General features: G+C 74.4%; 4 protein-coding genes. 3 read left to right on the top strand and 1 reads right to left on the bottom strand.

The window, feature by feature from the left end; translation table 11 throughout:
* On the bottom strand, positions 1 to 625 hold a 625-nt coding region (locus ACXYMW_RS13260; protein WP_459035805.1), incomplete at its 3' end, for an efflux RND transporter periplasmic adaptor subunit.
* A 329-nt stretch (positions 626 to 954) separates the two neighbouring features.
* Here ACXYMW_RS13260 and ACXYMW_RS13255 point away from each other — a divergent pair.
* The 3 genes from ACXYMW_RS13255 (at position 955) to der (ending at position 4,487) form a co-directional block, all read left to right on the top strand.
* Positions 955 to 1,563, top strand: coding sequence for a hypothetical protein (locus ACXYMW_RS13255; RefSeq protein ID WP_459035804.1), 609 nt, complete (start codon positions 955 to 957; stop codon positions 1,561 to 1,563).
* Between the two features lie 43 nt (positions 1,564 to 1,606).
* The gene (locus ACXYMW_RS13250; protein WP_459035803.1) at positions 1,607 to 2,935 is read left to right on the top strand and encodes an outer membrane protein assembly factor BamB family protein; all 1,329 of its coding nucleotides are present in this window, start codon (positions 1,607 to 1,609) and stop codon (positions 2,933 to 2,935) included.
* A 94-nt stretch (positions 2,936 to 3,029) separates the two neighbouring features.
* Positions 3,030 to 4,487, top strand: a complete 1,458-nt coding sequence (gene der / locus ACXYMW_RS13245) for a ribosome biogenesis GTPase Der (RefSeq protein WP_459035802.1) — start codon at positions 3,030 to 3,032, stop codon at positions 4,485 to 4,487.
* Positions 4,488 to 4,524: the final 37 nt, after the last annotated feature.

Genomic DNA, 4,524 nt, shown 5'->3' with positions numbered 1-4,524 from the left:
GCGCCGCCTCGAGCCCGGCCCGGGCGCTCGAAAGGCCGGCCTCGGCGGCGCGCACGGCGGCGCGGGTCCCGGCGACCCGGGTCTCGCTGGCATAGCCCGACCCGCTGAGCTCCTGCGCGGCGTTGGCGTTGATCCGGGCCTCCTCGAGCGCCGCCTCGGCCTCGGCCACCCGGGCCTCCGCCTCGGGCACCCGGGCCTCGGCCTCGGGCACCGCGGCGCGGGCCTCGGCGAGCGCCGCCTCGGCCTCGGCCAGGGTGATCTCGCGGGTGCCGGGGGCCAGCTCGCAGAGCACGTCGCCCGCGGACACCCGGGCGCCCTTGCGCAGGGGCGGTGACACCACCCGGCCGGTGGTCTCGGCCAGCACCTCAACTTCGCGTGAGGGCTGCGCCTCGCCGCGCAGCGTCACGGCGCTGTCGACCTCCTCGGCGCGGCTGTGGCGGGCGAGGACGCGGATCGCCGCGTCGCCGTCGTCGGCGCCGTTTTCCGCCCTGTCCGGACCGGCCCCGGGCGGCGGCGCGGCCCCGCCGGTCTCGGCCGCGGGGTCGCCGGGCGCGATGGTGGTGACGCCCAGCGCCAGCAAAAGACGGTCGCGCTCGATCACCGCGGCATAGAGCAGCGCAGCCACGGCAAGGGCGACAAGTGGGGGCAGAATGCGCATCGGGGGCGTCCCGTTTGAGCCTCGGGAAGGCACGGCCGGCCGACGCCGCGGCTCGGTCGGACCGCGGTCAACCGCCGAGAGAAAATACGCTCGCGGGGCCGGAGGTTCAAGGCGGGTGACATGACACCTTCGATTTTTCGCAGGTTTGACCTCGCCGGCCCGGGCGGCGCCGCGGCGGCGTCGCGATGCGGGCATGCGCTTGGCAGGGTCGCGGCACTTCGTTATGAGGACGCCGAGCGGTCCATTCCCACCCGAAAGGCGCAGGCGTGAGCAATTCCGATTCCTTTATCGACGAAGTGACCGAAGAGGTCCGCCGCGACCGTCTCTACGGCTATCTGCGCCGCTTCGGCTGGATCGCGGTGCTGCTGGTGCTGCTGATCGTCGGCGGCGCTGCCTGGCGCGAATACAGCCGCGCCGACGCCGAGATGCGGGCCGAGGAATTCGGCAGCGCGGTGCTGGCCGCGCTCGACGCCGAGGCCCCGGAGGCCCGCGTCGCGGCGCTGCGCGACATCGCCGCGCCGGAGGGCGATGCCCGCGCCGTGCTGGCCATGCTGATCGCCGCCGAACAGGCCGAGGCCGGCGAGACCGCGGCCGCCGCCGCCACCCTGTCCGGGATCGAGGCGCCGAGCGACATCTACCGCCAGATCGCCGCCTACAAGGCCGCCGGCGCGCCCGAGGCCTCGGTCGACGAACAGCGCATCGCGCTCGAGGCGCTGGCCCAGTCCGGGCCGCTGCGGCTTCTCGCCGAGGAGCGGCTGGCGCTGGCCGAGATCGCCGCGGGCGACACCGAGGCGGCCATCGCGCGGCTCGTGCGGATCCGCGACGATGCCGAGGTCACGCAGGGCTTGCGCCGTCGCGCCGGTCAGTTGATTGTGGCGCTCGGCGGCGAACCGGACGCGTCCTGAGCCAACCGGACGGCCGGACGCAAGAAGAAGACGGGGGACGGGCGTGACGCGCAATCCGATGACAATGGCGGCGCTGGCCGGGCTGGTCGCGCTGGCCGCCTGCAGCGAGCGCGAGACCATCCTGCCCGGCGAACGGCTGGGCGTGCGCGAGGTGCTGCAGGCGACGCCGCCCGAGCCCGGATTGCCGGCCAACCGCGCCCTCGCGGCGGCGCTGCCGGCGCCGCGGGCCAACGCGGCCTGGCCGCAAAGCCCGGTCAGCCCGCATGTCCGCACCGATCACGCCGCCCTCGCGGCGGCGCCGTCACCGCTCTGGTCGGTGGCGATCGGCGCCGGCGACGGCAAGCGGCAGCGCCTCAATGCCGACCCGGTGAGCGACGGCGCGCGGATCTACACGCTGTCGGCGGATTCGCGGGTCAGCGCGGTGACCCGCGGCGGGCAGGTGGCCTGGAGCGTCGATCTGACGCCGCGCCGCGATGCCTCCTGGCAGGGGCAGGGCGGCGGTCTGGGCCTCGGCGACGGCCGGCTCTTCGTCGCTTCGGGTTTCGGCAAGCTGACCGCGCTCGACCCCGAGACCGGCGGCCGGCTCTGGGAGCAGCAGCTCGGCGGCACCGCCACCGGCGCGCCGACCTATCGCGACGGGTTGGTCTACGTCACCTCGGGCGATTCCGTCGGCTGGGCCATCGAGGCCGCCACCGGCCGGGTGCGCTGGCAGACCGAGACCGTCGAGGACGTGGCCAACGTCGCCGGCGCTCCGGCCCCGGCCCTGGCCGGCGACCGGGTGGTCTTCGGCTTTGGCGACGGCGCCCTGCAGGCGGCGCTGCCGGCGGGCGGCATGGGGCTCTGGACCGCCTACCTGGCCGGCGGCCGCAACGGCCGGGTGCTGTCGCGCATCGAGGACGTGACCGGCGATCCGGTGATCGTTGGCGACCGGGTCTATGCCGGCAACCATACCGGCCGCTTCGCCGCCTTCGACCTCGGTTCGGGAGAGCAGGTCTGGTCGCAGGATCAGGGCGCGCTGGACCGTCCGCTGGTGGCCGGCAATTCGGTCTACCTGATCTCCGATCTCAACCGGCTGGTGCGGCTCGACGCCGCCACCGGAGCGCAGATCTGGTCGGTGGAGCTGCCCGGCTGGGTGCCGACGCGGCGCCCGTCGCGCCGCCGCGACGCGGCCTATGCCAATCACGGCCCGGTGCTGGCCGGCGGCCGCATCTGGGTCGCCTCGAACGATGGCGGGCTGCGCGGCTTCGCCCCCGAGGATGGCCGGCTGACCGCCACCGTGCCGGTGCCGGGCGGCGCCACCACCCAGCCCATCGTGGCCGGCCAGACGCTCTACGTGGTCTCGACCCGCGGCGTGCTGCACGCCTTCCGCTGACGGCGGGTCCGGGCGGGGCAGCACGGGGCGCGGGGCTTTCGCCCGCGGGCGGGATGCGCTAACGGGGCGGCTCGCCCCCGTCTGAGGTATCGTCATGTCCTTCACCCTCGCCATTGTCGGCCGCCCCAATGTCGGCAAGTCGACGCTCTTCAACCGGCTGGTGGGCCGGCGCCTGGCGCTGGTCGACGACCGGCCCGGCGTGACCCGCGACCTGCGCGAGGGCGCGGCGCGGTTGGGCCCGCTGCGCTTCACCGCGGTGGACACGGCCGGGCTCGAGGATGCGCGCGACGATTCCCTGCCCGGGCGGATGCGGCGCCTGACCGAGCGCGCCGTGGAGATGGCCGATATCTGCCTCTTCGTGATCGACGCGCGGATCGGCGTGACGCCCACCGACGAGGTCTTCGCCGACATCCTGCGGCGCAGCGGCACCGAGGTCATCCTTGCCGCCAACAAGGCCGAGGGCCGCGCCGGCGACGGCGGCCTGGCCGAGGCCTGGGGGCTGGGCCTGGGCGAGCCGGTGCCGCTCTCGGCCGAGCATGGCGAGGGGCTCGACGACCTCTACCGCATCTTGGCGCCGCTGGCCGAGCGCTTCGCCGAGGAGACCCGCCGCGCCGAGGCGGCGGCGCCGGTGATGGACCTGCCGGTCTCCGAGGAGGCCGACGAGGCGGCGCCGGTGCCGACCGCCGAGAAGCCGCTGCAGATCGCCGTGGTGGGCCGCCCCAATGCCGGCAAGTCGACGCTGATCAACAAGCTGATCGGCGAGGAGCGGCTGCTCACCGGGCCCGAGGCCGGGATCACCCGCGACGCCATCTCGCTGCCCTTCGACTGGGACGGCGTGCCGGTGCGGATCTTCGACACGGCCGGCATGCGCCGCAAGGCCAAGGTGCAGGAGAAGCTCGAGAAGATGTCGGTCGCCGACGGGCTCCGGGCGGTCAAGTTCGCCGAGGTCGTGGTGGTGCTGCTGGACGCCGCGATCCCCTTCGAGAGCCAGGATCTTCGCATCGCCGACCTGGCCGAGCGCGAGGGCCGCGCCGTGGTCGTGGCGGTCAACAAGTGGGATCTCGAGGACGACAAGGGCGGCAAGCTGGCCGCCCTCAAGGAAGCCTTCGAACGGCTGCTGCCGCAGCTTCGCGGCGCGCCGCTGGTCACCGTCTCGGCCAAGACCGGGCGCGGCCTCGACCGGCTGCAGAAGGCGGTGATGCAGGCCCATGCGGTCTGGAACCGGCGCGTGCCCACCGCCAAGCTCAACCGCTGGCTCGAGGGCATGGTGGCGGCGCATCCGCCGCCGGCGCCGCACGGCCGCCGCATCAAGCTGCGCTACATGACCCAGGCCAAGACCCGGCCGCCGCATTTCGTCGTGATGTGCTCGGCGCCCGACGCCATTCCCGACGCCTATTCGCGCTACCTGGTGAACGGGCTGCGGGCGGATTTCGACATGCCGGGCACGCCGATCCGGCTGGTGATGCGCGGCCAGGCCGACAAGAACCCCTACAAGGGCCGCCGCACCCGCAATGCCGGGGCGCTGAAGAAGCACCTGAACAAGAAGGGCTGAGGCGCGGCCGGCCCGGGGGCGGGATGCCCGGGCCGGC

The organism is Roseivivax sp. CAU 1761 (genome assembly GCF_054482755.1).
This window is presented reverse-complemented; position numbering and strand designations above follow the sequence as displayed.

Bases quoted from the DNA above. Each gene is read 5' to 3' on its own strand.
- der (WP_459035802.1), top strand. From the start codon at position 3,030: ATGTCCTTCACCCTCGCCATTGTCGGCCGCCCCAATGTCGGCAAGTCG.